Here is a 25,500-nt window from a genome sequence, read left to right as displayed (position 1 = left end):
CCCGCCGGCCGCCCTGTGGACGACTTCCGGGACCACCGGCGGGGTGCGTTAGTTTCGGACCGTGAACGCAACCAGCCGCGCACCCCGTCCCGACGCCGGCCCCGGCCGCATCGTCCTGCTCACCACCAGCCACCGCGTCGCGCCCGGACTGCTGTCCTGGCCCGCCTGGCAGGCCCTGCACGCGGCCGACCGGGTGCTGTGCGCGGACGGCGCCCACCCGCAGCTGCCGTACCTGCGCGAGGCGGGGGTACGGGTCGAGGAGGCGTCCCCCACGGCTCAGGAACTGGTGGACGCCTGCGCCGACGGGCGGACGGTGGTGGTCGTGGCCACGGGCGAGGGTGAGCCCGCCCTGACCGACGGGCTGGCGCGCCTGGCCGGGACCGGCCGGTCCCGGATGCCCGAGCTGGAGCTGCTGCCCGCCTCCTACGACCTGCCGGGCGCCCGGCTGCTCGACCTGGTGCAGGTCATGGACCGCATCCGCGCGGAGTGCCCCTGGTCCTCCCGGCAGACCCACGAGGGCCTGGCGAAGTACGGCATCGAGGAGGCGTACGAACTCGTCGAGGCCATCGAGGAGGGCGACCGGGACGAATTGCGCGAGGAGCTGGGGGACGTCCTGCTCCAGGTCGTCTTCCACGCCCGGATCGCCGAGGAGCACCCCGAGGAGCCCTTCTCCGTCGACGACGTGGCCGGCGGCATCGTCGCCAAGCTCGTCCACCGCCACCCCCACGTCTTCGGCGACGCGACGGCGACCACCCCCGAGGAGGTCAAGGAGCACTGGCTGCGCACCAAGGCGGTCGAGAAGCGGCGCACCTCGGTCACCGAGGGCATCCCCCTCGGCCAGCCCGGACTGGCCCTCGCCGCCAAGCTCGCCTCCCGCGTCCGCACGGCGGGCCTGGACGTCCCCCTGCCCCGGGTGGAGGGCGTCGGCTACGACCTGCTCACCCTCGCGGTGCGGGCCGAGGCGGAGGGCGTCGACCCGGAGGCGGCGCTGCGCGCGGCGGCCCGCGCCTACCGGGACGCGGTACGGGCCGCCGAGGGCGTGGGCGAGGGCGTGGGGGAGTAGGCCGCGTCCGCCCGGGCCGTGCCGCCCGTCCGCCGCCGGATACGGTCGAAAGGTGACCGACCAGCACCCGCACCCGTCCCGGCCCGAGAACGGCGCCCCCGAGCTCTTCACCTGGGAGTTCGCGAGCGACCCGTACCCCGCCTACGCCTGGTTGCGCGAGCACGCGCCCGTGCACCGGACGCGGCTGCCCAGCGGGGTCGACGCCTGGCTGGTCACCCGGTACGCCGACGCCCGGCAGACCCTCGCCGACCCCCGCCTGTCCAAGAACCCGGCGCACCACGACGAGCCCGCGCACGCCAAGGGCAGGACCGGCATCCCCGGTGAGCGCAAGGCGGAACTGATGACGCACCTGCTCAACATCGACCCGCCGGACCACACGCGGCTGCGCCGGCTGGTCAGCAAGGCGTTCACACCGCGCCGCGTCGCCGAGTTCGCGCCCCGGGTGCAGCAGCTCACCGACGGGCTCATCGACCGGTTCGCGGCCGTCGGCTCGGCCGACCTCATCCACGAGTTCGCCTTCCCCCTCCCCATTTACGCCATCTGCGACCTGCTCGGCGTGCCCCGGGAGGACCAGGACGACTTCCGCGACTGGGCGGGCATGATGATCCGTCACCAGGGCGGTCCGAGGGGCGGGGTCGCGCGGTCCGTGAAGAAGATGCGCGGCTACCTCGCCGACCTGATCCACCGCAAGCGCGAGGCCCTGCCCGCCGGGCCCGCCCCCGGCGAGGACCTCATCTCCGGCCTCATCCGCGCCTCCGACCACGGGGAGCACCTCACCGAGAACGAGGCCGCCGCGATGGCGTTCATCCTGCTGTTCGCCGGCTTCGAGACCACCGTCAACCTCATCGGCAACGGCACCTACGCCCTGCTCACCCACCCCGGGCAGCGCGACCGCCTGCAGAGGTCGCTGGCCGCCGGGGAACGCGCGCTGCTGGAGACCGGTGTCGAGGAACTGCTGCGCTACGACGGCCCGGTGGAGCTGGCCACCTGGCGGTTCGCCACCGAGCCGGTCACCATCGGCGGGCAGCGCATCGCGGCCGGCGACCCGGTCCTCGTCGTCCTGGCCGCGGCGGACCGGGACCCGGAGCGGTTCGCCGACCCGGACGTGCTCGACCTCGGGCGGCGCGACAACCAGCACCTGGGGTACGGCCACGGCATCCACTACTGCCTGGGCGCACCGCTGGCCCGCCTGGAGGGCCAGACCGCGCTCGCCACCCTGCTGACCCGCCTGCCGGACCTCCGGCTCGCGGTGGACCCCGCCGAACTGCGCTGGCGCGGCGGGCTCATCATGCGCGGACTGCGCACCCTGCCGGTGGAGTTCACCCCGCCGGGGGCCTGACCGGGGGCCCCGGAGGAGCCTAGGGGCCGCCGGTCCCCGGGCCGGCTCCCCGCGGCCCTTCCCGACGCCCCGCGAGGACCAGCGCAAACGTGACACACGCTCACCTCTGTGATCTTCACGTGATCTGCGCGGCATGAACTTGTGACAAGTGATCGTCTGCCGATACGTTCACCCATCAAGTGCGGTGCCCCCACTTCGGCCGCCGCGCGGGTAACTGCTGTCTTGTGAAAGGTTTCCGCATGCTCTCCGGAAACGGTCGGCACCGTCGCCCCCGCCAGGCTCCGGCACTCATCGTCGCGGCCGGAGTGACCGGCTCCGCCATCGCGATCCCGCTCCTCGGGGCCGGCAGTGCCAGCGCGGCCGACGGCGCGACCTGGGACCGGGTCGCGGAGTGCGAGAGCGGCGGCTCCTGGAGCCAGAACACCGGCAACGGCTACTACGGCGGCCTGCAGTTGACGCAGGACGACTGGGAGGGCTACGGCGGACTCGACTACGCGCCGAGCCCCGACCAGGCCAGCCGCGGCCAGCAGATAGCCGTGGCCGAGAGAATCCTCGCCGACCAGGGGGTCGGCGCATGGCGCACCTGCGGGCTGCTGGCGGGCCTGGAGCAGGGTTCCGGACCGGCCGGCGTCGACACGGGCGTGGCGGGAGACTCCGCGCGGAGCGCGTCGGAAACACCGGATGCGTCCGGCTCTCCGGACTCGTCCGGTTCGCCGGAATCCGGCGAGTCGTCCGGTTCCGACTCCGCTTCCACCTCCGCTCCCGGTTCCGCCTCCCCGTCGCCTTCGTCGTCGCCTTCGTCGTCCGGCCCGTCGACGGACGCGAAGGACACGGCCGACGAATCGGCCAAGTCCGACAAGTCCACCGACTCGGATGCCGGAACCGACGCATCCCCCTCCGCCTCGGCCACCCCGAAGAGCGACGACCCGGACAAGTACGGACGGACCGACGGCTCTTCGGTGCTCACCGACACCGACACCGAGGGTGCCGGGACCGGCCGCCACCGCGGCGCCAGCGCCGAGGAGGGCGTGCGGGAGGGCCGTGCGGCCGAGGCGTCCGGCCGGCACGCCTCGCGCGGCGCCGACGCCTCCCGGGACGCCGCCGGCGGCTCCTACACCGTGCGGTCCGGCGACAGCCTCTGGTCCATCGCCGACTCCCTTGAGCTCGACGGCGGATGGCGTGCCCTCTACGCGGAGAACGAGCGGACCGTCGGGACCGACCCGGATCTCATCCTGCCCGGTCAGAAGCTCGAGGTCGGGGTCGAACCGGGCGAAAAGTGACGCTCGAAGAGGCGGGCGGACGACGGCAGTTGGCGTCACGATTCGAGCCTAATGTCCGGTTTAAAGACTGTGAGAGATAGGTCTCAGAAGCCCTGATCGTCTTTGAAATTCGGCCGATCGCGTGTCTACGGTCGTGATCGCTCGCCACCGCGGGCCCCGGCTGCCGCCACGCCGAATCCTGCCAGTGGCAGCACGGGAACAGTCGTCGCGTCATGCGCCGCAGGCAGGAGCGGGGGACCCAAGGTAAGCGCCGTGTCCGGGCAGTTGACGCCGGATCCGGCTTGGGGTGGAGCCGCGTCCCGTGAGGGACGCGGCCGGGCAACTCAACCGGCCCGAACCCGACAGCTCACCTCGTAGGCGTCGGTGAGGGGATCCATCCATGCTGTTCTCCGGCAAGGGCAAGCACCGTCGTCCGTCCAAGGCCACCCGCGCCATCGCCGTCGCCGGTGTCACCGGCGCCGCCGTCGCCGCCCCGCTGATGGCGGCCGGCAACGCCTCCGCCGCCACCGCCTCCGAGTGGGACGCCGTCGCCCAGTGCGAGTCCGGCGGCAACTGGTCCATCAACACCGGCAACGGCTACTACGGCGGTCTGCAGTTCTCCGCCTCCACCTGGGCCGCGTACGGCGGCACGCAGTACGCCGCCACCGCCGACCAGGCCAGCAAGGCCCAGCAGATCGAGATCGCCGAGAAGGTCCTCGCGGGCCAGGGCAAGGGCGCCTGGCCGGTCTGCGGCGTGAACCTGTCGAACGCCCCCTACGGCGGCGGCTCCGCCCAGACCCAGGACAACGGCTCCTCGCAGGGCTCGCAGGGCTCGCAGAGCTCGCAGGGCCAGGGCCAGGAGCAGAGCACCGGTTCCACCGGGACCCGTGAGGCCGAGCAGAAGGCCTCCCGCTCCGCCGAGCGCCCGGAGGCGAAGAAGACCGTCACCACCCCGACCGGCGAGAAGGTCGCGAAGGGCGACGGCGAGTACAAGGTCGTCAAGGGCGACACCCTCAGCTCGATCGCCGAGGAGCGCGACGTCGAGGGCGGCTGGGCCAAGCTGTTCGAGCTCAACGACGACATCGTCGAGGACGCGGACCTCATCTACCCGGGCCAGCAGCTGCACCTGAAGTAAGAGCGGCGGCCGCGCGGCCCCCCTCCCCGTCCCCACGGGCTCCCCGCCCCGGTGCGTGTTCCCCCGTACGCACCGGGGCGGGGTTTTTCACGGGCTCCGCAAGGTCACGGTTTCCGTCACGGTTTCCGGGAACGGCTTTGTTCCGTTCAGAAACAATCTAAGCTCGCTCCTGTCCACGAGACGGGCGACCGGATGCCGATCGCCCGAAGCCGGTTAGGCTCGGACCCGCAGGGCCTTTGCGGTCCTGCTCACCCGCGTCACATCCAAGAAGGAGATGCTCGTGCCGTCCATCGACGTCGTCGTAGCCCGGGAAATCCTGGACTCCCGAGGCAACCCCACGGTCGAGGTCGAGGTCGGCCTCGACGACGGCAGCACGGGTCGTGCCGCCGTCCCGTCCGGCGCCTCCACCGGCGCCTTCGAGGCCATCGAACTCCGTGACGGCGATGCCAACCGTTACCTGGGCAAGGGCGTCGAGAAGGCGGTCCTGGCCGTCATCGAGCAGATCGGCCCGGAGCTCGTCGGCTACGACGCCACCGAGCAGCGCCTGATCGACCAGGCCATGTTCGACCTGGACGCCACCGACAACAAGGGCTCGCTCGGCGCCAACGCCATCCTCGGCGTCTCGCTGGCCGTCGCCCACGCCGCCTCCGAGGCGTCGGACCTGCCGCTCTTCCGCTACCTGGGCGGCCCGAACGCGCACCTGCTGCCGGTGCCGATGATGAACATCCTGAACGGCGGCTCGCACGCCGACTCCAACGTGGACATCCAGGAGTTCATGATCGCCCCGATCGGCGCGGAGACCTTCTCCGAGGCCCTGCGCTGGGGCGCCGAGGTGTACCACACGCTGAAGAAGGTCCTGAAGAGCAAGGGCCTGGCCACCGGCCTCGGCGACGAGGGCGGCTTCGCCCCGAACCTCGGCTCCAACCGCGAGGCCCTCGACCTCATCCTCGAGGCCATCAAGGAGGCCGGCTACACCCCCGGCGAGCAGATCGCCCTCGCCCTCGACGTCGCCGCCTCCGAGTTCTACAAGGACGGCTCCTACGTCTTCGAGGGCAAGGAGCGCTCCGCCGCCGAGATGACCGAGTACTACGCCGAGCTCGTCGAGGCGTACCCGCTCGTCTCCATCGAGGACCCGCTGTTCGAGGACGACTGGGAGGGCTGGAAGACCATCACCGCCAAGCTCGGCGACAAGGTCCAGCTCGTCGGCGACGACCTGTTCGTCACCAACCCGGAGCGCCTGGCCCGCGGCATCGAGGAGGGCGCCGCCAACGCCCTGCTGGTCAAGGTCAACCAGATCGGCTCGCTGACCGAGACCCTGGACGCCGTCGAGCTGGCCCAGCGCAACGGCTTCAAGTGCATGATGTCCCACCGCTCCGGCGAGACCGAGGACGTCACCATCGCCGACCTGGCCGTCGCCACCAACTGCGGCCAGATCAAGACCGGCGCCCCGGCCCGCTCCGAGCGCGTCGCCAAGTACAACCAGCTGCTGCGCATCGAGGAGATCCTCGACGACGCCGCGGTGTACGCCGGCCGCAGTGCGTTCCCGCGGTTCAAGGGCTGAGCTCCGCACCCGTAGGAAGCGTCGTACGTACGTCCCCGTACTCGGTCCCGTACCGTGTGCGGGGACGTACGCACGTATGAACACGCGCGAACAGGGACGAAGGCGAACGGGAGGCGGGGGACATGGCCGTGAAGGACCGGGACCGTTTCTCCACCGCGACCAGGATCCGGCTGATCGGTGAGCAGACCGCGGCCCGGGTCTACCGCTCGCAGACCAAGCGCCAGGCCCGCCGCTCCCGGCTGACCGGCCGGGCCGCCCTGCTCGCCCTGGTGGTCTGCTCGCTGATCGTGGCCCTCGCCTATCCCATGCGGCAGTACGTCTCCCAGCGCGCCGAGATCGCCGACCTCCAGCAGGAGCAGGAGGAGGCCCGGGAGCGCGTCGAACAGCTGCGCGACCTGAAGGCGCGCTGGCAGGACGACGCCTACGCCGAGCAGGAGATCCGCCGGCGGCTGCACTACGTCATGCCCGGCGAGACCGGCTACATCGTCGTCGACCCGGGCACGGCCACGAAGTCGCGCACCGACCTGGGGGCGGCGGACCGCCCCTGGTACTCGAACGTCTGGGACGGCGTCGACAAGGCCGACGCCGCCGACCAGTGACCCCTGTTGGAAGCCGCAGAAAGACACGTATGGAAACGCCCGCCCGCCGCCCGGCCACCACCCCCGACGGACAGCCCTCCGCGCTGGCACTGTTCGAACTGCCCACGCCCCCGCGCACCGAGCCCACCGACGCGGACGTCGAGGCCTTCAAGCAGCAGCTCGGCCGCCCCCCGCGCGGGCTGCGCGCCATCGCGCACCGCTGCCCCTGCGGGCAGCCGGACGTCGTGGAGACCGCGCCCAGGCTGCCCGACGGCACCCCCTTCCCGACGCTGTACTACCTCACCTGCCCGAAGGCGAACTCCGCGATCGGGACGCTGGAGGCCAACGGCGTGATGAAGGAGATGACGGAGCGGCTGGGCACCGACCCGGAGCTGGCCGCCGCGTACCGCGCGGCGCACGAGGACTACGTCCGGCGCCGCGACGAGATCGAGGAGCTGAAGAACTTCCCGAGCGCGGGCGGCATGCCGGACCGGGTGAAGTGCCTGCACGTCCTGGTCGCCCACTCGCTGGCCGCCGGCCCCGGGGTCAACCCGCTGGGCGACGAGGCGCTGGCGATGCTGCCCCAGTGGTGGCGCAAGGGCGCCTGCGTGACGCTTCCCGTGAAGGAGGACGACCAGTGACCCGGGTCGCCGCCGTCGACTGCGGTACGAACTCCATCCGGCTCCTGGTGGCCGACGCCGACCCGGGGACGGGGGAACTGACCGACCTGGACCGGCGGATGACGATCGTGCGGCTCGGCCAGGGCGTCGACCGCACGGGCCGGCTGGCCCCCGAGGCGCTGGAGCGCACCTTCGCCGCCTGCCGCGAGTACGCGAAGGTCATCGAGAGGCACGGCGCGGAACGCCTCCGCTTCGTCGCCACCTCCGCCTCCCGCGACGCCGAGAACCGGGACGAGTTCGTGCGCGGGGTGCTGGACATCCTGGGCGTGGAGCCCGAGGTCATCACCGGCGACCAGGAGGCCGAGTTCTCCTTCACCGGCGCCACCAGGGAACTGGCGGGACGCGCGGACCTGCGCCGCCCGTTCCTGGTCGTGGACATCGGCGGCGGCTCGACCGAGTTCGTCGTCGGGGACGACCACGTCCGCGCCGCCCGCTCCGTCGACGTGGGCTGCGTACGGATGACCGAGCGGCACCTGGTGCGGGACGGGGCCGTGACGGACCCGCCGACCGAGGAGCAGATCGCGGCGATGCGCGCCGACATCGAGGCCGCCCTCGACCGCGCCGAGGAGACGGTCCCGCTGCGCGAGGCGCACACCCTGGTCGGCCTGGCGGGCTCCGTCACGACCGTGTCGGCGATCGCGCAGGACCTGCCCGAGTACGACTCGACGGCCATCCACCACTCCCGGATCTCCCGCGACCGCGTCCGCGAGATCACCGACTGGCTGCTGCGCTCCACCCACGCCGAGCGCGCGGCGGTGCCCTCCATGCATCCGGGCCGGGTCGACGTGATCGGCGCCGGGGCCCTCGTCCTCCTGTCGATCATGGAGCGGATCGGCGCGGCGGAGGTCGTGGTCAGCGAGCACGACATCCTGGACGGCATCGCCTGGTCCGTGGCCTAGGCCTCCTTCGCCGCCGGTCAGGGGCGTTCCGCCGGGCACTCCGCTGAGCGGCCCGGACGGCGTTTGAGCGGGCTCCGGAGGGCTTCGAGGGGCTCCGCGGGGCCCCTCGGCCGGACCCCGCCGGGAAAGTTCGTGAAGTTCTTCACAAGGAATTGGCCCCCGAGGGGCGAAGAACTGAGTGGCATTGACCCTTTCGGGGGCTCAACACCCCTTTGAACACGTTCAGAAGGCGTCGGAGAGGGCCTTCCGGGTGGTCGCCCCGAGGTGGCGACGGTCGGCCTCACATCCCGCTCGACCTGCCAGAGAGGCAGCTCACGCGGCATTGACAACGGAGTGCGAGGTGCTCCGGTTCCCGTGGAGCGCCATGGCGTGGATCACAAAAGCGCGGGAGTGTAGCACAGGCCCTGTGCAAGCTTGTGAAGGGGCGCACGAACCACCCCCCTGGGACGGGTGGATACTCGATGGCATGAGCACCACGGAGCGTCCCAGGATCCTCGTAGTAGGCGGTGGGTACGTAGGCCTGTACGCAGCTCGGCGCATCCAGAAGAAGATGCGTTACGGCGAGGCGACCGTCACCGTCGTCGACCCGCGGTCGTACATGACCTACCAGCCCTTCCTCCCCGAAGCCGCCGCCGGCAGCATCTCCCCCCGGCACGTCGTCGTCCCGCTGCGACGCGTGCTTCCCAAGGCGGAGGTCCTCACCGGCCGGGTCACCACCATCGACCAGGACCGCAAGGTCGCCACGATCGCCCCGCTGAGCGGCGAGTCGTACGAGCTGCCCTTCGACTACCTGGTGATCGCCATGGGCGCGGTCTCCCGCACCTTCCCGATCCCCGGCCTCGCCGAGCAGGGCATCGGCATGAAGGGCATCGAGGAGGCCATCGGCCTGCGCAACCACGTCCTCGAGCAGCTCGACAAGGCCGACTCCACCACGGACGAGGAGATCCGGCGCAAGGCGCTCACCTTCGTCTTCGTCGGCGGCGGCTTCGCCGGCGCGGAGACCATCGGTGAGGTCGAGGACATGGCCCGGGACGCGGCCAAGTACTACAAGAACGTGTCCCGCGAGGACATGCGCTTCATACTCGTCGACGCCGCCGACAAGATCCTCCCCGAGGTCGGTCCCAAGCTCGGCCAGTACGGCAAGGAGCACCTCGAGAGCCGCGGTGTCGAGGTCTACCTGTCCACGTCGATGGACTCCTGCGTCGACGGCCACGTGGTGCTGAAGAACGGCCTCGAGGTCGACTCCAACACCATCGTGTGGACGGCGGGCGTCAAGCCGAACCCGGCCCTGGCCCGCTTCGGCCTCCCGCTCGGCCCGCGCGGCCACGTCGACACCGAGCCCACGCTCCAGGTGAAGGGCACGGACTACATCTGGGCCGCGGGCGACAACGCCCAGGTGCCGGACCTCGTGGGCCGCAAGGCCGGCAACGAGAACGCCTGGTGCCCGCCGAACGCCCAGCACGCGCTGCGCCAGGCCAAGGTCCTCGGCGACAACGTGGTCTCCGGCATGCGGGGCTTCCCGCAGAAGGAGTACAGCCACGCCAACAAGGGCGCGGTGGCGGGCCTCGGCCTGCACAAGGGCGTGGCGATGATCGTCATGGGCAAGATGAAGATCAAGCTCAAGGGCCGTCTCGCCTGGTACATGCACCGTGGTTACCACGGCATGGCGATGCCGACCTGGAACCGCAAGATCCGCGTCTTCGCCGACTGGACCCTCGGCATGTTCCTCAAGCGCGAGGTCGTGTCGCTCGGCGCGATCGAGTCCCCGCGCGAGGAGTTCTACGAGGCCGCGAAGCCGGCGCCGGTGCCCGCGGCCAAGCAGGAGAAGACCGAGGAGAAGGCCAAGGCCTCCTGACCCCCGGCACCTCCGGCCACTGAACACCCCGAAGGGGCCGCCCGCCATCCGTGGTGCGGGCGGCCCCTTCGGCGTCCCCGGGCGGGACGCGGCGGTGGAGGGGAGGGCCCCGCAACCGGACGGCGCGGCACTCGGCCGGGACCCGACGGGGATGCGGGACGGGGTCCGGCGGGCTGCGGGGAGCCCGCCGGAGTGCGGAGGCGGCCCGCCGGGGGCCTGACGGGGCCTGTCGGGACGGGGAGCTCTGCCGGGGGTCCGGGGCGGAGCCCCGGGGACGTGTGCGCGCCGGGGGAGTGAACCCCCGTCCCCCGCGGTGGCGCTTTGCCCGGTCCCGGCGCGCGCCGGGGACTGCCAACCGGCCCCGCAGGTGTTTACGTGGTGGCGACATTCCGGGATTCTCCTTCCCCGAGCTCCCGACTTCGCTCGAGCAGGGGAGACCCCTATCGGAGGTGCACACCATGGCAGACGCCGCGCCCCGGCTGAAGGGCCTTGTCGAACAGTTGCTGGGCACACCCCTCCCCCTGCGCGTCCGCGCCTGGGACGGCTCGCAGGCCGGCCCCCCGGGTGCGCCGACCCTGGTCGTCCGCAACCGGCGCGCCCTGCGCCACCTGCTGTGGAAGCCGGGCGAACTCGGCCTCGCCCGTGCCTGGGTGGCCGGCGACCTCGCGATCGACGGCGACCTGTACACCGCCATCGACCTGCTCTCCGGCCTGATCTGGGAGCGCGACGACGCACCCACCCTCGCCCGGTCCCTGCGCGACCCGGAGTTCCGCGCCGCCGTCCGCGGGCTCCTCCTGATCGCCGGCCCCCCGCTCCCGCCCGCCCCGCCCCCGGAGGAGGCCCGCCGGCCCCGCCGCGGGCTGCACACCAAGCACAGCGACCGGCGCGCCATCAGCCACCACTACGACGTCGGCAACGACTTCTACGAACTCGTCCTCGGCCCGTCCATGGTGTACTCCTGCGCCTACTGGCCGGTCCCGCCCCCGCAGGGCACCCTCGAACAGGCCCAGCGCGACAAACTCGAACTGGTCGCCCGCAAACTCGCCCTGAAACCCGGTCAGCGCCTGCTGGACGTCGGCTGCGGCTGGGGCTCCATGGCCGTCCACGCCGCCCGCGACCACGGCGTGGACGTCGTCGGCGTCACCCTCTCCCAGGAGCAGGCCGCCTACGCCCGCAAGCGCGTCGCCGACGAGGGGCTGGCCGACCGCGTCGACATCCGCGTACAGGACTACCGGGACGTCACGGACGGGCCGTACGACGCCGTCTCCTCCATCGGCATGGCCGAGCACGTCGGGTCCGACCGCTACCTGGAGTACGCCACCGCCCTGCACCGCCTCCTCAAGCCGGGCGGACGGCTGCTGAACCACCAGATCGGCCGACGCCCGCAGCGGGACGAGTCGTCGTACCGCCTGAACCCGTTCATGGACGCCTACGTCTTCCCCGACGGCGAACTCGCCCCGCTGGGCACCACGGTGTCCCTGCTGGAGCGCTCCGGGTTCGAGGTGCGCGACGTCGAGTCGATCCGTGAGCACTACGCGCTCACCCTGCGCCGCTGGGTGGCGAACCTGGAGGCCGGCTGGGACCGCGCGGTGAGCCTCGCCGGCCCCGGCCGGGCCCGCGTCTGGCTGCTGTACATGGCCGCCTCCGCGCTCGCCTTCGAACACAACCGCATCGGCGTCAACCAGGTCCTCGCCGTGAGGACCCCCGAGTCCGGTGCCTCCGGCCTCCCCCTGCGCACCCGCACCTGGAACTGACGGCGCGGCACGCGCCCGGACACGACGACGGGCCCCGTTCCGTCCACCGGAACGGGGCCCGCGCCCTTCGCCGTACGCCTACTCGGCCTTGATCGCCTGCAGCATGTTCAGCCGTGCCGCCCGCCGGGCCGGCCACAGCGCCGCCAGGACGCCCACCGCCGCGGCCAGCAGCAGGAAGACCACCATCCGGCCCCACGGCAGGACCAGCTCGTACGTGGCCATCCTCGTGCCCAGCAGCTGGCCGGCGGCCCAGCCGAAGAACACGCCCAGGCCGATGCCGAGCACCCCGCCGAACAGGGAGATCACCAGGGACTCCAGACGGACCATCCGCTTGACGCCCTTGCGGTCCAGGCCGATCGCGCGCAGCATGCCGATCTCCTGCGAGCGCTCGAACACCGACATGGCCAGGGTGTTGATCACGCCGAGGACCGCGACGATCACCGCCATGGCCAGCAGGCCGTAGACCATGTTCAGGATCAGGGTGAACATCTTCGCGATCTCGTTGGAGAGGTCCTGCTTGTCCTGGACCTTGATCGCGGGGTTGGTGCCGAGGGCCTTCTCCAGCCGGTCCTTCACCGCGTCGGAGGCGCCGTCGGAGGTCTTCACCAAGACCAGCATGTCGGCCGGCTCCGCGGTGTGCGGGGCGAGGGTCGCGGTGTCGACCATGATGCCGCGGATCATCTCGTTGGCCTCGTAGACGCCGGCGACCGTCAGCTCCTGCTTCTCGCCGTCCTCGTAGGCGACGGTGAAGTCCGAGCCGGCCTTCCAGCCGTACGACTCGGCCGTGTCCCGGTCCACGACCACCCGCGCGCCGCCGACCTCGAAGGCGCCGTCCTCGACCTTCAGCTCGGTCAGCCCGCCGATCGTGGAGCCGTCGACACCGGTCAGGAACTCGGTCTCGCCGTCGATGCGGGAGGGCGCGTTGCGCATCGGGCTGGTGGCGGTGACGTCACCGGCCTCCTTCAGCCGCCGCTCGACGTCCGGCGAGAGCCCGTTGCCGTTCGCCATCGAGACCACGTAGTCCGCCTCGATCGCGGCGGCCGCCATCTTGTCGATGGACTTCTGCAGGCTGCCCGCCATCACCGTCATCCCGGTGATCAGGGTGAGCCCGATCATCAGCGCGGACGCGGTCGCCGCGGTGCGGCGCGGGTTGCGCACCGAGTTCTGCCGGGCCAGCTTCCCGGAGACCCCGAAGAGGCGCAGCACCGGGGCCGCCGCCGCGATCAGCGGACGGGACAGCAGCGGGGTCAGGATGAACACGCCGATGATCAGCAGCACCGCGCCGAGCCCCATGGGCGCCTGGCCGTCGGAGCCGTCCATCGTCGTGGCCGCGAGGACCACCGCGACACCGGCCGCCGAGAACAGCGCGCCCAGCGTGTTGCGCAGCACCAGGGACCTGGTGGTCGCCTGGGCGTGCACGGAGCCCATCGCCGCCACCGGCGGGATCTTCGCGGCCCGGCGGCCGGGCAGCCACGCGGCGAGCATGGTGACCAGGATGCCGACGGCGAACGCGGTGCCGATCGTGCCCGGGCTGATCACCAGCGGCCCGTCGGGCACGGTCGCGTCCAGCGTCCCCATCAGGGACCGCAGCCCGACGCCGATGCCGACGCCGGCGACCAGACCGGCCACGGCGGCGACCGCGCCGACCACGAACGCCTCGATCAGCACCGACCGCGTGACCTGCCGACGGGAGGCGCCGACCGCCCGCATCAGCGCCAGCTCCTTGGTGCGCTGGGCGACCAGCATGGTGAAGGTGTTGGCGATGATGAAGGTGCCGACGAACAGCGCGATCCCGGCGAACACCAGCAGGCCCTGCTTCAGCCCGCTCATCGAGGAGGCGATCGCCTCCGCCTGGTCGTCGGCGAGCTTCTGCCCGGTGGTGGTCTCGACGACGTCGGAGGGCAGCGCCTTCTCCAGCTGCGCCTGCAGCGCGGTCTCGCTGACGCCGTCCTTCGCCTTGACGGCGATCTCGTCGAAGGTGCCCTCCTTGCCGAACAGCTTCTGCGCGGTCGCCGTGTCGAACAGCGTGAGGCTGCCGCCGGCCGCGACGTTGCCGTCGTCCGTGGTGAAGATGCCGGAGACGACCGGCTCCAGGACGGGGCCGTCGATCGAGAGCCGTACGGTGTCGCCGACCTCGTAGCCGGTGCGCTCGGCCGTCCTCGAGTCGATGAGGACCTCGCCCGCGCCCTTCGGCGCGTGCCCCTCGACCAGCGGGTAGCGGGGGTCCTCGGTGCCCCAGTAGTTGCCGCCCTGCGACTGGAAGCCGCCGCCGATGAGCTTGCCGTCCTTGTCGGCCATGGCGGTGAAGCCGGTGACCACCCCGACGGCCCGCTCGGCGCCGGGCACCCGGGCGCTGTCGTCGACCAGGGCGCGGGTCAGCTCCTGGCTCTCGCCGACCTCGTCGCCCTTCGCGTCCTTCCACTCGGGCGTGACGGCGACGTCGACGTGGTCGAAGCCCTTGGCGGACTGCTTCTGCAGGGCGTCGGAGATGGTGTTGGTGAAGACCAGGGTCCCCGACACGAAGGCCACGCCGAGCATCACGGCGAGCACGGTCATCAGGAGCCGGGCCTTGTGCGCGAGCACGTTGCGCAAGGCGGTACGGAACATGGGTGTCTTCTCGAGTCCAGACGTACGGGGGAGGGCGCGGAACGGGGAAGGGGGGAGGGGGCGGGTCAGCTGGTGCGGCCCTTGGCGTCGAACTGCTTCATCCGGTCCAGCACCGAGTCGGCCGTCGGCCCGTGCACCTCGTCCACGATCCGGCCGTCCGCCAGGAAGACCACCCGGTCCGCGTAGGCGGCGGCCACCGGGTCGTGGGTCACCATGACGACCGTCTGCCCCAGCTCCCGCACGGAGTTGCGCAGGAAGCCCAGGACCTCGGCGCCGGAGCGGGAGTCGAGGTTCCCGGTGGGCTCGTCACCGAAGATGATGTCCGGCTTGGAGGCCAGCGCCCGGGCCACGGCCACCCGCTGCTGCTGACCGCCGGACAGCTGCGCGGGCCGGTGGCTCAGCCGGCCCGACAGGCCGACCATCTGGATCACGGTGTCCAGCCACTGCCGGTCCGGCCTGCGGCCCGCGATGTCCATCGGGAGGGTGATGTTCTCCAGCGCCGTCAGCGTCGGGAGCAGGTTGAACGCCTGGAAGATGAACCCGATCTTGTCCCGGCGCAGCTTGGTCAGCTGCTTGTCCTTCAGCGAGCCCAGCTCCGTCTCGCCGATGCGCACGGAACCGGAGGAGAAGGTGTCCAGGCCGGCCACGCAGTGCATCAGCGTGGACTTGCCGGAGCCGGAGGGCCCCATGATCGCGGTGAACTCGGCCTGCCGGAAGTCGACGGAGACCCGGTCCAGGGCGACCACCCGGGTCTCGCCCTGGCCGTAGATCTTCGACAGCTCCGTGGCGCGTGCGGCCACGGCGGTGGTCCGGTCGGCGAGGGGTGCGGTGGTCACGGATGACACTCCTGTCAGGACGACGTGCTCTCGGGACGTCCCGGAACGTTTCGGGGACGTGATCCATCGTTCCGCCGGTTTGCCGCCGTGTAGTCAGCCGCTGTTCCGGTTCCGGGGGGCGACTTCGGGCGGACCGCCGGGGGAGGCGTCATACCTGGGGATGACGGCGGCCCCTGGGGGCGGCCGTGACGAGAACGGGTGGAGTCTCCATGCCCAGACGGTGAAATTCCGTCAATCCGCATGCGCGGCCGATCGTCACGCGCAAGGCTGTCGGCACGTGCTGACGGCGCGTTCCGATTGCTGATGCTCCCTCAGGCGCCAATAAAATAAGACAAGATCGGCTCATCCCGCCGCTGTCCGGGGGAGGGGTCCCGATAGGCTCGGAACCGCGAAGCGGGGCCCATGGCCTGCCCGGATGGTGGAATGCAGACACGGCGAGCTTAAACCTCGCTGCCCCTGAGCGGGCGTGCCGGTTCGAGTCCGGCTCCGGGCACCACCGCGCGCGCCTCCCCTTAACGCGTGCACACTCCCGACCCCGACCCGGCGACGCGGCGCCGCGCTGCGCGGGGGGTGCGGGACGGTCGCGCGGGAGACCGTCCCCCGGGGAACCGTTGACACCGGGCGCACGAGGCTGGAGACTCACGCCCGGTTCGAGTGAAGGAAATTTCACCAGACGAACCACGGGTCCCGTACCGCACGCGCGAAGGGAACGACCGATGCGCACCACCGTCGGCATCATCGGAGCCGGCCCCGCCGGCCTCCTGCTCGCCCGGCTGCTGCACGGCGCCGGCATCGACTCGGTCGTCCTGGAGGCCCGCGACCGCGCCTACGTCGAGCACCGGCAGCGGGCCGGGATCCTCGAGCAGGGCACGGTGGACGTGCTGCGCGCGGCCGGGGCCGGGGCGCGGATGGACCGCGAGGGGCTGCGGCACGACGGCATCGAGCTGCGCTTCGGGCGCCGCCGCCACCGGGTCGACTTCCCCGCCCTCACCGGCGGCCGGTCGGTCATGGTCTACGCGCAGACCGAGGTCTGCAGGGACCTCATCGCCCTCCGGTTCGCCGAGGGCGGCCCGCTGCTCTTCGAGGCCGAGGCGCTGGCCGTCGAGGGCGCCGACACCGCCGCCCCGCGCGTCCGCTTCCGCCACCAGGGCCGCGAGGACGTCCTGGAGTGCGACTACGTGGCCGGCTGCGACGGCTTCTGGGGCGTGTCCCGCGCGGCCGTCCCCGCCGGGGTCTCCCGGGTCTTCGAGCGGACGTACCCCTTCGGCTGGCTCGGCATCCTCGCCGACGTGCCGCCCTCCCACGACGAGCTGGTCTACGCCCGCCACGACCGCGGCTTCGCCCTGCTGTCCATGCGCTCCCCGTCCGTCTCCCGCCTCTACCTCCAGGTGCCGGAGGGGACGGAGCCGGAGGAGTGGAGCGACGAGGACGTCTGGCGGGAGCTGGAGCGCCGCCTCGGGACCGCCGACGACTGGACGCTGCGACGCGGCCCCGTCACCCAGAAGTCGGTCACCCCCATGCGCTCCTACGTCCACGAGCCGATGCGGTACGGCCGGCTCTTCCTGGCCGGGGACGCGGCGCACATCGTGCCGCCGACCGGGGCCAAGGGGCTGAACCTCGCCGTCGGGGACGTGGTGACCCTCGCGCGGGCGCTGGCGCACCGGAAGGAGACGGGGTCCGACGAGCTTCTCGACGCCTACTCCGCGACCTGCCTGCGCCGGGTCTGGCAGGCCGAGCGGTTCTCCCACGACATGACCGCCCTGCTGCACCGCGCCCCGGACGCCACCGCCTTCGAGGACCGCCTGCAGCTGGCCCGGCTGGAACGGATCACCTCCTCCCGCGCCGCCGAGACCGACCTCGCCGAGGCCTACACCGGCTTTCCCCTGGGGTGAGCGCGTGCCGGAGCGCGGACGTGCGGCCGCGGCCGGGGCGAGCGGACGATCTCCGGCCGGTTCCGGACGGGTACCGGGTCGGTCATGGTTCGGGTCCCCGCGGTGAGGGGAATCACGAACCCGCGTAGCGTGTTGCGCAGCACGACGAGGGAAAGATCCTCCCCAAGCATTAGGGTCATTCCTTTGCCTACCTATTACTCTTGAGCCAAGGCCGCGCTGTGCGGCCATGGAGGAGTGAAATGAGGAGCAGAAACCCGGTCTTCTCGCGACGGGGGTTCAGCCGCGACAACGGCTACGCGGGCTTCAACACCGCGCCGCAGGCCGGGGGTCCCGCTGTCGCCACCCAGGGCAACCCGTACGCGCAGCCGACGGGCAACCCCTACGCGCAGAACCCGTACGCCCAGAACCCCTACGCGCAGCAGGACCTGCAGCACGGCGCGCCGCCGCAGGCGCCGGCCACCACCGGCCGGATGACCATCGACGACGTCGTCATGCGCACGGGGAGCACGCTCGGCGTGCTCATCGTGACCGCGGCGCTGTCCTGGGCCCTGCTGCCGGTCGACGACGCCAACATCGGCCGGTCCTACGGCATCGGCATCGGCGCCGCGCTGATCGGCATGGTCCTGGCGCTCGTCCAGTCCTTCAAGCGCAAGGCCTCGCCCGCGCTGATCCTGACGTACGCCGCGTTCGAGGGCGTCTTCCTCGGCGTCATCTCCAGCATCGTCGACAACCGCATCGCCGACGGCGCGGCCATGCAGGCGGTGATCGGCACCATGGCGGTCTTCGCCGGTGTGCTGGTGGCGTACAAGGCGGGCTGGATCCGCGTCAACCGCCGCTTCTACGGCTTCGTGATGGCGGCCGCGCTCGGCTTCATCCTGCTGATGTCCGTGAACCTGCTGTTCGCGGTGTTCGGCGGCGGTGACGGCCTCGGCTTCCGCAGCGGTGCGCTCGGCGTCCTCTTCGGCGTCGTCGGCATCATCCTCGGCGCCTGCTTCCTCGCCCTGGACTTCAAGCAGGTCGAGGACGGCATCGCCTACGGCGCCCCGCGCGAGGAGGCCTGGTTCGCGGCCTTCGGCCTGACGCTGACGCTGGTGTGGCTCTACCTGGAGTTCCTGAGGCTCATCTCGATCCTCAGCAGCAACGACTAGCGGCAGCGACGACCAGCGGTCCGCACGGCAGGTGCCGGACACGTGTGAGGGCCCCGGGTTCACCCGGGGCCCTCCGTCGTCCACGGCCGTTCACGGCATGCGGGAAAACGCGCGCTAGAGCAGTTTGCGCGCGGCCCTCCTCAGGTCGTACTCGTGGATGATCGCCTTGGCGTGGCCGTACGCCAGGTCGTACTCGTGCCGGAGCCAGCTGACCTTCTCCTCGAAGCGGAGAGCCGGGCCTTCCTCGACGGTGCGCAGCCAGTCGGCGATCTCACGACCGGTGCAGTGGGGGATGCGGGCGAGCATGTTGCGGTGGGTCTCTTCGGAGAAGACTTGGGACATCGGCGCCTCCGGACGCAGGGGATGTAAGCCGGTCCTTCAGCTCACCGTGCCTGAGCGCTCGCACGTTGGCAACAGTCCCGCCGGTCCGCGTACGCTCGCCGCGTGGTTGATACGACGCCCCTCACCCGTGCCGTGGATCATTTCGCCGACCGTCTGCGGGCCGCGCCGCAGAGCCGCCTGCAACGGGGAGCGGCCGCCGAAGCGCTCGCCCTGGCCAGGGAGTTGGCGCGGCGGACGCAGCTCGTCGAGGAGCCGGGCACCGAGCCCCGCGAGATGCCCGACGCCGGGATGTTCGCCGCCGCCGACCAGATCACCGTCGCCGGTCACGACCTGGCCCTCGTACTGAAGTCCGAGGACGAGGTCGAGGAGGCGGCGCGGCTGGTGGAGGAGGCGCGCAAACGCGCCGGCGTCTGACGGCGGCGACCGGCGCGCGAACGGTCCGGCGGCGGCCCCGAGGCGCGCCGGAGGGTGTCGGAGAGGCGTCGGAGAGGGACGTCGGCGGGAGGTCAGAGGGACGCGATGACGCGGTCCGCCAGGACGTAGACGTTCTCCTCGCCGCAGGAGAAGGTCAGCGTGTACGCCCCCGAGACGCCCGAGCCGCCCAGCAGGAACGGGGTCTCGCCCGCCCGCAGGGCCGCGGCCAGGCGTTCGGCGGTCTCGCGGTGGCCCGGCGTCATGCACAGCGTCGTCCCGTCGGCGAACACGTAGACGTCCAGGGTGCCCAGCGGGCCCGGGCGGACGTCGGTCAGCTCCACGCGGGAGGCGGCCAGTTCCTCCAGCGTGGCCACCGTGCGCTCGTGGTCGTTCACGGTCGGCGACGGGTTCGGCACGAAGTCCGGGTGCGAGGGGTGGCGGCGGCGGGCCGCGGCCAGCTCCGGGGAGTCCCCCGGGTGCTCGTCGGCGTCGGCGGCCGCTTCGGCCACCGGCTCCAGGCCCGCGAAATCGGCCTGTCGGGGCAGGAACAGCTCGCTGTCGGCCAGACCCAGCAGCAAGGGCGTGTCGGCCCCGTCGCGGGCCTCCTGGGCGGCCCAGAAGGCCCGTGCCTCGGCGAGCTCCCGCTCCCGTTCCTCGGCGAGCGCGTCGGCCACGGCCGCGCGTATCTCGTCGGCGTCGGCGGCGCGGGCGGAGGGGACGAGCCCGCGCGCCGTGCCGGCGCGGTACCCGGCCAGCTCGGTGTGCAGGGCCGCGACCTGTCGGCGCAGCACCATGATGCTGCGCAGGACCGCGACGCCCACGGCGCCGGTGGCGGCCGTGGTGATCAGCAGGGCGATCGGCATGGCGCTCACTGACGTACTCCCGGTTCAAAGTCGACCCCCGACTTCCTACATCAGCTTGAAGGGCGGACTAACCATCTGTCAGTGCGTAACGTCACGAAACGGACAGAGGAGTGGTTCCGGGCCTGGTAGGGGAACGCTTCTGACCTGCGTGGATCCCCTCGGAGGGGGAGATAGGTCACATCCTGGGGGAGATTGGATCACGGAACGGCCCGGGACCCCGGAGCGACCGGGATCCCGGGCCTGTGCCTCACGGGCCGTGCCGCGACGGCTACGGTGCGGACGCGGGGCTCAGCTCAGACGCTCGATGACCATCGCCATGCCCTGGCCGCCGCCGACGCACATCGTCTCCAGGCCGAACTGCTTGTCGTGGAACTGGAGGGAGTTGATGAGCGTGGTGGTGATGCGGGCGCCGGTCATGCCGAAGGGGTGGCCGACGGCGATGGCGCCGCCGTTGACGTTCAGCTTCTCCAGCGGGATGCCGAGGTCGCGGTAGGAGGGGATCACCTGGGCGGCGAACGCCTCGTTGATCTCGACCAGGTCGATGTCGTCGACGGTCAGGCCGGCGCGGGACAGGGCCTGCCTGCTCGCCTCGACCGGGCCGAGGCCCATGATCTCCGGGGAGAGGCCGGAGACGCCGGTGGAGACGATCCGGGCGAGCGGGGTGAGGCCGAGCTCGCGGGCCTTGGTGTCGCTCATGATGACGAGCGCGGCGGCGCCGTCGTTCAGCGGGCAGCAGTTGCCGGCGGTGACCAGGCCGTCGGGGCGGAAGACCGGCTTCAGGCCCGCCACGCCCTCCATGGTGACGCCGGGGCGGGGGCCGTCGTCCTTGCTGATCACCGTGCCGTCCGGGAGCGTCACCGGGGTGATCTCGCGCTCCCAGAAGCCGTTCTTGATGGCTTCCTCGGCGAGGTTCTGCGAGCGGACGCCGAACTCGTCCATCTCCTGGCGGGTGACGCCCTTCCACCGGGCCAGGTTCTCGGCGGTCTGGCCCATCGCGATGTACGGGTCGGGCAGCAGGCCGTCCTCGCGCGGGTCGTGCCAGGTGGTGCCCTCCTGCTCCGCGACGGCGGCGGTGCGGGCCTCGGCCTCCGCGAACAGCGGGTTGCGGGTGTCCGGGAGGCTGTCGGAGTTGCCCTTGGCGTAGCGGGAGACCGTCTCGACGCCGGCCGAGATGAAGACGTCGCCCTCGCCGGCCTTGATGGCGTGCAGGGCCATGCGGGAGGTCTGCAGGGACGAGGAGCAGTACCGGGTGACGGTGCAGCCGGGGAGGTGGTCCATCCCCATCTGCACGGCGACGACCCGGCCGAGGTTGTTGCCCTGCTCGCCGCCGGGGAGGCCGCAGCCGAGCATCAGGTCGTCGATGTCCTCGGGGTCCAGCTCGGGGACCTTGGCGAGGGCGGCCTGGATGATCGTGGCGGTCAGGTCGTCCGGGCGCAGGTCCTTCAGGGAGCCCTTGAAGGCACGGCCGATGGGGGAGCGGGCGGCTGAGACGATCACGGCTTCGGGCATCACGGCTCCTGAGGGGTGGTCGGACGACGGGCGGGCGTACCCGGTGGTCGGGCAGGGCTGCTTGGGAAGTTACCCGGACGTACGGACGGGGTCACGGGTGTCGCGGTGTGACATGGACCGCAACTTTCTAAGCGCTTGCTTGGCTCCCTGTCCGCGGCTGCGGACGGTCGGGACTCCCCGGCCGCGGCACCGTTCACCCCTACACCGGCGGAGCCGCGGGCTCCGGCTCCGGCACCCGCCGGCGGCGACGGCGCTTGAGCAGGGCCCAGGGGCCGCGCGGCCCCGCGGGCATCGCGGCGGTGACCTCCGTGCCGGCCTCCGACGCGGCCTCGGCCGCCGCCCGCGCCACCGGGAGGAAGCCCTCGCGGCGGGCGGCGTCGGGCCGCTCCTCCTCGGCGGGCCACAGGCCCAGGGCGGCGCAGACGGTCGGCAGCACCGCCATCGCGGCCGTGGCGTACCCCTCCGCGGAGGGGTGGTAGCTGTCCGGGCCGAAGAGCTCGCGCGGATTGGCGGCGAACTCGGGGCCCAGCAGATCGCCCAGCGACACCGTGCGCCCGCCCTGCTCGACCACGCCGATCGTCTGGGCCGCCGCCAGCTGACGGGAGGCGCGGCGGGCCAGCCAGCGCAGCGGCTGCCGGACGGGCTCGACCGAGCCGAGGTCGGGACAGGTGCCGACGACGACCTCCGCACCGGCGGTGCGCAGCCGGCGCACCGCCGAGGACAGGTGGCGCACCGAGCGGGTGGGCGGCATGCGGTGGGTGACGTCGTTGGCGCCGACCATGATCACGCAGATGTCGGGCACCCGGGACGGGTCCGCGAGGGCCAGCGTCACCTGGCGGTCCAGATCGTCGGAGCACGCACCGGGCACCGCGACCGTGCTCAGCCCCACGGGACGCTCCGCGATCGCGGCGACGCCCGACGCCAGCAGCGCGCCCGGGGTCTGCCCGGCCCGGCGCACGCCCTGGCCGGCGGCCGTGGAGTCGCCCAGCATGGTCAGCCGCAGCGCCGGTTCGCCGGGCACCGTGTAGGCGGCGCCGTACAGGCCGTCCGCGTTCGGTACGTGAGGAGTCGCGCCATTGCCCACCCGACGCCGCGCCAGCTGGGCCTGGGCGACCAGCAGGCCCACGGTGGCCGCTCCGGCCAGTCCGATGCCCCCGCCGCCGTACGCCGCGCCGGCCGCGATCCGCCGGGCCACCCTCGCCCTCGCCATGCTCGTCATGCCTCGCCGCCACCTCCTCGAACCCGTACACCCAGTGCTTGCCCCGTACGGACCGTCGTCCAATCGCGACGACGAGTGAACGACCCGGCCGGGGTCGGCACCCGGAGGGCCTAGGCTGGCGTCACCACCACGACCACATCCTTTGCAGCATCCGGAGACAACGGTGCAATTCCACGACTCGATGATCAGCCTCGTCGGCAACACCCCGCTGGTGCGGCTCAACAGCGTGACCAAGGGCATCAGGGCGACCGTCCTGGCCAAGGTGGAGTACTTCAACCCCGGCGGTTCCGTGAAGGACCGCATCGCCCTGCGCATGATCGAGGCGGCCGAGAAGAGCGGGGAGCTGAAGCCCGGTGGCACCATCGTCGAGCCGACCAGCGGCAACACCGGGGTCGGGCTCGCCATCGTGGCCCAGCAGAAGGGCTACAAGTGCATCTTCGTGTGCCCGGACAAGGTGTCCACGGACAAGATCAACGTGCTGCGGGCCTACGGGGCCGAGGTCGTCGTCTGCCCCACCGCCGTGGCGCCCGAGCACCCCGACTCCTACTACAACGTCTCCGACCGGCTGGTGCGGGAGACGCCGGGGGCCTGGAAGCCGGACCAGTACTCCAACCCCAACAACCCGCTCTCCCACTACCACTCCACCGGCCCGGAGCTGTGGGAGCAGACGGAGGGGAGGATCACCCACTTCGTGGCCGGCGTCGGCACCGGCGGCACCATCTCCGGGACCGGGCGCTACCTGAAGGAGGCCAGCGAGGGCCGCGTCCAGGTCGTCGGCGCCGACCCCGAGGGCTCGGTGTACTCGGGCGGCTCCGGGCGGCCGTACCTGGTGGAGGGCGTCGGCGAGGACTTCTGGCCGACCGCCTACGACCGCACCGTGGCGGACGAGATCGTCGCCGTCTCCGACAAGGACTCCTTCCAGATGACCCGGCGCCTGGCCAAGGAGGAGGGCCTGCTGGTCGGCGGCTCCTGCGGCATGGCGGTCGTGGCGGCGCTGCGGGTGGCCGAGCGGCTCGGCGAGGACGACGTCGTGGTGGTGCTGCTGCCGGACAGCGGGCGCGGCTACCTCAGCAAGATCTTCAACGACGAGTGGATGGCCGACTACGGCTTCCTGGAGGACGCGGGCCCCAGCGCCCGCGTCGGCGACGTCCTGAACGACAAGGAGGGCGGTTCCATCCCCTCCCTCGTCCACATGCACCCCGACGAGACGGTCGGCCAGGCCATCGAGGTGCTGCGCGAGTACGGCGTCTCGCAGATGCCGGTCGTCAAGCCGGGCGCCGGCCACCCCGACGTGATGGCCGCCGAGGTCGTCGGCTCGGTGGTGGAGCGGGAACTGCTGGACGCGCTGTTCAACAGGAGCGCCTCGCTCGACGACCCGCTGGAGAAGCACATGTCCGCACCGCTGCCGCAGGTCGGCTCCGGCGAGCCCGTGGGTGACCTGATGGCCGTCCTGGGCAAGGCGGACGCGGCGATCGTCCTCGTCGAGGGCAAGCCGACCGGTGTGGTCAGCCGCCAGGACCTGCTGTCCTTCCTCGCCAAGGGCGGGAAGTGACGGGGCGCCGGGTGAACCGGCCGTGAACGGCGGGCGGCCGGGGTGTTCGCGATCTTCGTGGACTTCGCGGAAGCGGTACGAGGGTGTCACGTCCGCGCAGCACTCGCTTAACACGCGTCCGGCAGATTGAGGGATGTCGGCGGAGTGGGAGCGGCTCCCCGCTCCGGCCGGCTGCACAGCGGCGTCAAGGACCTCCGGAGCGGCTCCCGGACCTCCACGGACGCCCAGGGACGCGCACCCCGGCCCGGCCGGCCCGCGTCCCCCCGCGGGGACCGCCGTCGTCCCGCCCCCCGGTGACGGGGGTGCGGCGGTCCCCGCGCACGCACTCCCGGTCAGTCGTCCCAGTCGCCGTCCTGCCCGGACCCGCGGCGGCCGAACAGGCCCGGACGGGTGCGGGCGGCCTGCACGACGTTGACGCCGACGATGCCCAGCCAGGCGACCAGCAGGCCGGGCAGGTGAGCCACGCCCCCGCCGATCGCGGACAGCGGAACCGCGAGGACCAGGGAGACGATCCCGAAGCCGAAGCGCTCGCCCCAGGTGTCCGTGGCCCTCGGCGCCCGCGAGTCCCGGGCCACCGTCATCTGCTGCTCGGCGAACTGCCGGCGGACCCGGCGCTCCACCGCGCCGTCGATGCGCTGGTCGACCTTCTCCAGGAACGAGTCGACCAGCGCGGACTCGTACTCCTCGCCCAGTTCCCTGCGGGCCTGCAGGGTGGCGCTGAGTTCCTTCTTCAGGTCGGCGTCCCGCGCGTCCATTCCGGTCATGCGGCCCACGGTAGGCAGCCGGGGGACCCGCCGCACTGGGGCTAGCCCCCCTTGCCGTCCGGGGGTTCACCGGGGGCGGGAACACCCGCCGGCGCTCGCGGGCAGTGCCGCCGGGAAGGACGCCGACGGAGCGGAGTAAGAGGTCCTAACAGAAGTTGTTGATCAAGTGACCGTCGACTTGTCCGCTCGTTGGTCGGGGCATGGAGAAGCGTCAGTCGCGGCCGTGGATCG

At 72.0% G+C, this 25,500-nt stretch carries 21 protein-coding genes, 1 tRNA gene and 1 riboswitch; of the genes, 15 read left to right on the top strand and 7 right to left on the bottom strand.

The features are described 5' to 3' along the window. The first annotated feature begins 61 nt into the window (after window positions 1-61). The 10 genes from FHS37_RS20350 (at window position 62) to FHS37_RS20305 (ending at window position 12,123) form a co-directional block, all read left to right on the top strand. Window positions 62-1,063, top strand: a complete 1,002-nt coding sequence (locus FHS37_RS20350) for a nucleoside triphosphate pyrophosphohydrolase (protein ID WP_184823307.1) — start codon at window positions 62-64, stop codon at window positions 1,061-1,063. Window positions 1,064-1,115: 52 nt separating this feature from the next. Next, a complete protein-coding gene (locus FHS37_RS20345) occupies window positions 1,116-2,402 on the top strand; it encodes a cytochrome P450 family protein (RefSeq protein WP_184823306.1) in 1,287 nt (428 codons plus the stop codon). A 239-nt stretch (window positions 2,403-2,641) separates the two neighbouring features. After that, window positions 2,642-3,682, top strand: coding sequence for a transglycosylase family protein (locus FHS37_RS20340; protein ID WP_184823304.1), 1,041 nt, complete (start codon window positions 2,642-2,644; stop codon window positions 3,680-3,682). 205 nt (window positions 3,683-3,887) lie between these two features. Continuing rightward, a riboswitch (cyclic di-AMP (ydaO/yuaA leader) is annotated at window positions 3,888-4,057 on the top strand. A 4-nt stretch (window positions 4,058-4,061) separates the two neighbouring features. Continuing rightward, entirely contained in the window at window positions 4,062-4,796 is a 735-nt protein-coding gene (locus FHS37_RS20335) for a LysM peptidoglycan-binding domain-containing protein (protein ID WP_184823302.1), read from the top strand. A 280-nt stretch (window positions 4,797-5,076) separates the two neighbouring features. Next, window positions 5,077-6,357 carry a phosphopyruvate hydratase gene (gene eno / locus FHS37_RS20330; protein ID WP_159533580.1) on the top strand — a complete coding sequence of 427 codons (1,281 nt, stop codon included), beginning with the start codon at window positions 5,077-5,079 and terminating at the stop codon, window positions 6,355-6,357. Between the two features lie 122 nt (window positions 6,358-6,479). Further along, complete coding sequence (locus FHS37_RS20325; RefSeq protein WP_184823300.1) at window positions 6,480-6,956, top strand: FtsB family cell division protein; 477 nt, start codon at window positions 6,480-6,482, stop codon at window positions 6,954-6,956. 29 nt (window positions 6,957-6,985) lie between these two features. Beyond that, the gene (locus tag FHS37_RS20320; protein WP_229889923.1) at window positions 6,986-7,576 is read left to right on the top strand and encodes a DUF501 domain-containing protein; all 591 of its coding nucleotides are present in this window, start codon (window positions 6,986-6,988) and stop codon (window positions 7,574-7,576) included. Continuing rightward, window positions 7,573-8,514: a Ppx/GppA phosphatase family protein gene (locus FHS37_RS20315; RefSeq protein WP_184823298.1), complete on the top strand. Its 942-nt coding sequence runs from the start codon at window positions 7,573-7,575 to the stop codon at window positions 8,512-8,514. Before FHS37_RS20320 ends, FHS37_RS20315 begins: the two co-directional genes overlap by 4 nt. 466 nt (window positions 8,515-8,980) lie before the next feature. Further along, entirely contained in the window at window positions 8,981-10,369 is a 1,389-nt protein-coding gene (locus tag FHS37_RS20310) for an NAD(P)/FAD-dependent oxidoreductase (protein ID WP_184823296.1), read from the top strand. Between the two features lie 458 nt (window positions 10,370-10,827). Then, window positions 10,828-12,123, top strand: a complete 1,296-nt coding sequence (locus FHS37_RS20305; protein ID WP_184823294.1) for an SAM-dependent methyltransferase — start codon at window positions 10,828-10,830, stop codon at window positions 12,121-12,123. Window positions 12,124-12,201: 78 nt separating this feature from the next. On the opposite strand, the gene FHS37_RS20300 is transcribed toward FHS37_RS20305, so the two are convergent. Both FHS37_RS20300 and FHS37_RS20295 read right to left on the bottom strand, forming a co-directional pair. Then, window positions 12,202-14,730, bottom strand: coding sequence for an ABC transporter permease (locus tag FHS37_RS20300; protein ID WP_184823292.1), 2,529 nt, complete (start codon window positions 14,728-14,730; stop codon window positions 12,202-12,204). A gap of 65 nt (window positions 14,731-14,795) precedes the next feature. Further along, on the bottom strand, window positions 14,796-15,566 hold the full coding sequence (locus FHS37_RS20295) for an ABC transporter ATP-binding protein (RefSeq protein WP_184823291.1): 771 nt from the start codon (window positions 15,564-15,566) through the stop codon (window positions 14,796-14,798). Window positions 15,567-15,975: 409 nt separating this feature from the next. On the opposite strand from FHS37_RS20295, the gene FHS37_RS20290 reads away from it, so the two are divergent. The 3 genes from FHS37_RS20290 to FHS37_RS20280 all read left to right on the top strand — a co-directional run bounded on the left by FHS37_RS20290 (window position 15,976) and on the right by FHS37_RS20280 (window position 18,606). After that, window positions 15,976-16,062, top strand: a tRNA-Leu gene (locus FHS37_RS20290). 220 nt (window positions 16,063-16,282) lie between these two features. Further along, window positions 16,283-17,458, top strand: coding sequence for a 4-hydroxybenzoate 3-monooxygenase (locus FHS37_RS20285; RefSeq protein ID WP_184823289.1), 1,176 nt, complete (start codon window positions 16,283-16,285; stop codon window positions 17,456-17,458). Window positions 17,459-17,697: 239 nt separating this feature from the next. Further along, a complete protein-coding gene (locus tag FHS37_RS20280) occupies window positions 17,698-18,606 on the top strand; it encodes a Bax inhibitor-1/YccA family protein (protein ID WP_184823287.1) in 909 nt (302 codons plus the stop codon). 114 nt (window positions 18,607-18,720) lie between these two features. Here the strand turns inward: FHS37_RS20280 and FHS37_RS20275 are convergent, their stop codons facing one another. After that, window positions 18,721-18,948 carry a DUF4287 domain-containing protein gene (locus FHS37_RS20275; RefSeq protein WP_184823285.1) on the bottom strand — a complete coding sequence of 76 codons (228 nt, stop codon included), beginning with the start codon at window positions 18,946-18,948 and terminating at the stop codon, window positions 18,721-18,723. A gap of 102 nt (window positions 18,949-19,050) precedes the next feature. On the opposite strand from FHS37_RS20275, the gene FHS37_RS20270 reads away from it, so the two are divergent. Continuing rightward, on the top strand, window positions 19,051-19,362 hold the full coding sequence (locus FHS37_RS20270) for a hypothetical protein (protein ID WP_184823283.1): 312 nt from the start codon (window positions 19,051-19,053) through the stop codon (window positions 19,360-19,362). Between the two features lie 92 nt (window positions 19,363-19,454). Here the strand turns inward: FHS37_RS20270 and FHS37_RS20265 are convergent, their stop codons facing one another. The 3 genes from FHS37_RS20265 to FHS37_RS20255 all read right to left on the bottom strand — a co-directional run bounded on the left by FHS37_RS20265 (window position 19,455) and on the right by FHS37_RS20255 (window position 22,953). Then, window positions 19,455-20,234 carry a hypothetical protein gene (locus FHS37_RS20265; protein WP_184823282.1) on the bottom strand — a complete coding sequence of 260 codons (780 nt, stop codon included), beginning with the start codon at window positions 20,232-20,234 and terminating at the stop codon, window positions 19,455-19,457. Window positions 20,235-20,513: 279 nt separating this feature from the next. Next, window positions 20,514-21,734 (bottom strand): acetyl-CoA C-acetyltransferase, encoded by a 1,221-nt coding sequence (locus FHS37_RS20260; protein ID WP_184823280.1) that lies wholly within the window; start codon window positions 21,732-21,734, stop codon window positions 20,514-20,516. Window positions 21,735-21,933: 199 nt separating this feature from the next. Continuing rightward, complete coding sequence (locus tag FHS37_RS20255) at window positions 21,934-22,953, bottom strand: SGNH/GDSL hydrolase family protein (RefSeq protein WP_184823278.1); 1,020 nt, start codon at window positions 22,951-22,953, stop codon at window positions 21,934-21,936. Between the two features lie 163 nt (window positions 22,954-23,116). Here FHS37_RS20255 and FHS37_RS20250 point away from each other — a divergent pair, with 163 nt between their 5' ends. Continuing rightward, complete coding sequence (locus FHS37_RS20250) at window positions 23,117-24,505, top strand: cystathionine beta-synthase (RefSeq protein ID WP_184823276.1); 1,389 nt, start codon at window positions 23,117-23,119, stop codon at window positions 24,503-24,505. 332 nt (window positions 24,506-24,837) lie between these two features. Here FHS37_RS20250 and FHS37_RS20245 read toward each other — a convergent pair whose 3' ends face one another. Continuing rightward, on the bottom strand, window positions 24,838-25,260 hold the full coding sequence (locus FHS37_RS20245) for a hypothetical protein (RefSeq protein WP_184824068.1): 423 nt from the start codon (window positions 25,258-25,260) through the stop codon (window positions 24,838-24,840). Window positions 25,261-25,500 lie beyond the last annotated feature (240 nt).

It is taken from the genome of Streptomyces griseomycini, from assembly GCF_014203535.1.
GTDB lineage: Bacteria > Actinomycetota > Actinomycetes > Streptomycetales > Streptomycetaceae > Streptomyces > Streptomyces griseomycini.
This window is presented reverse-complemented; position numbering and strand designations above follow the sequence as displayed.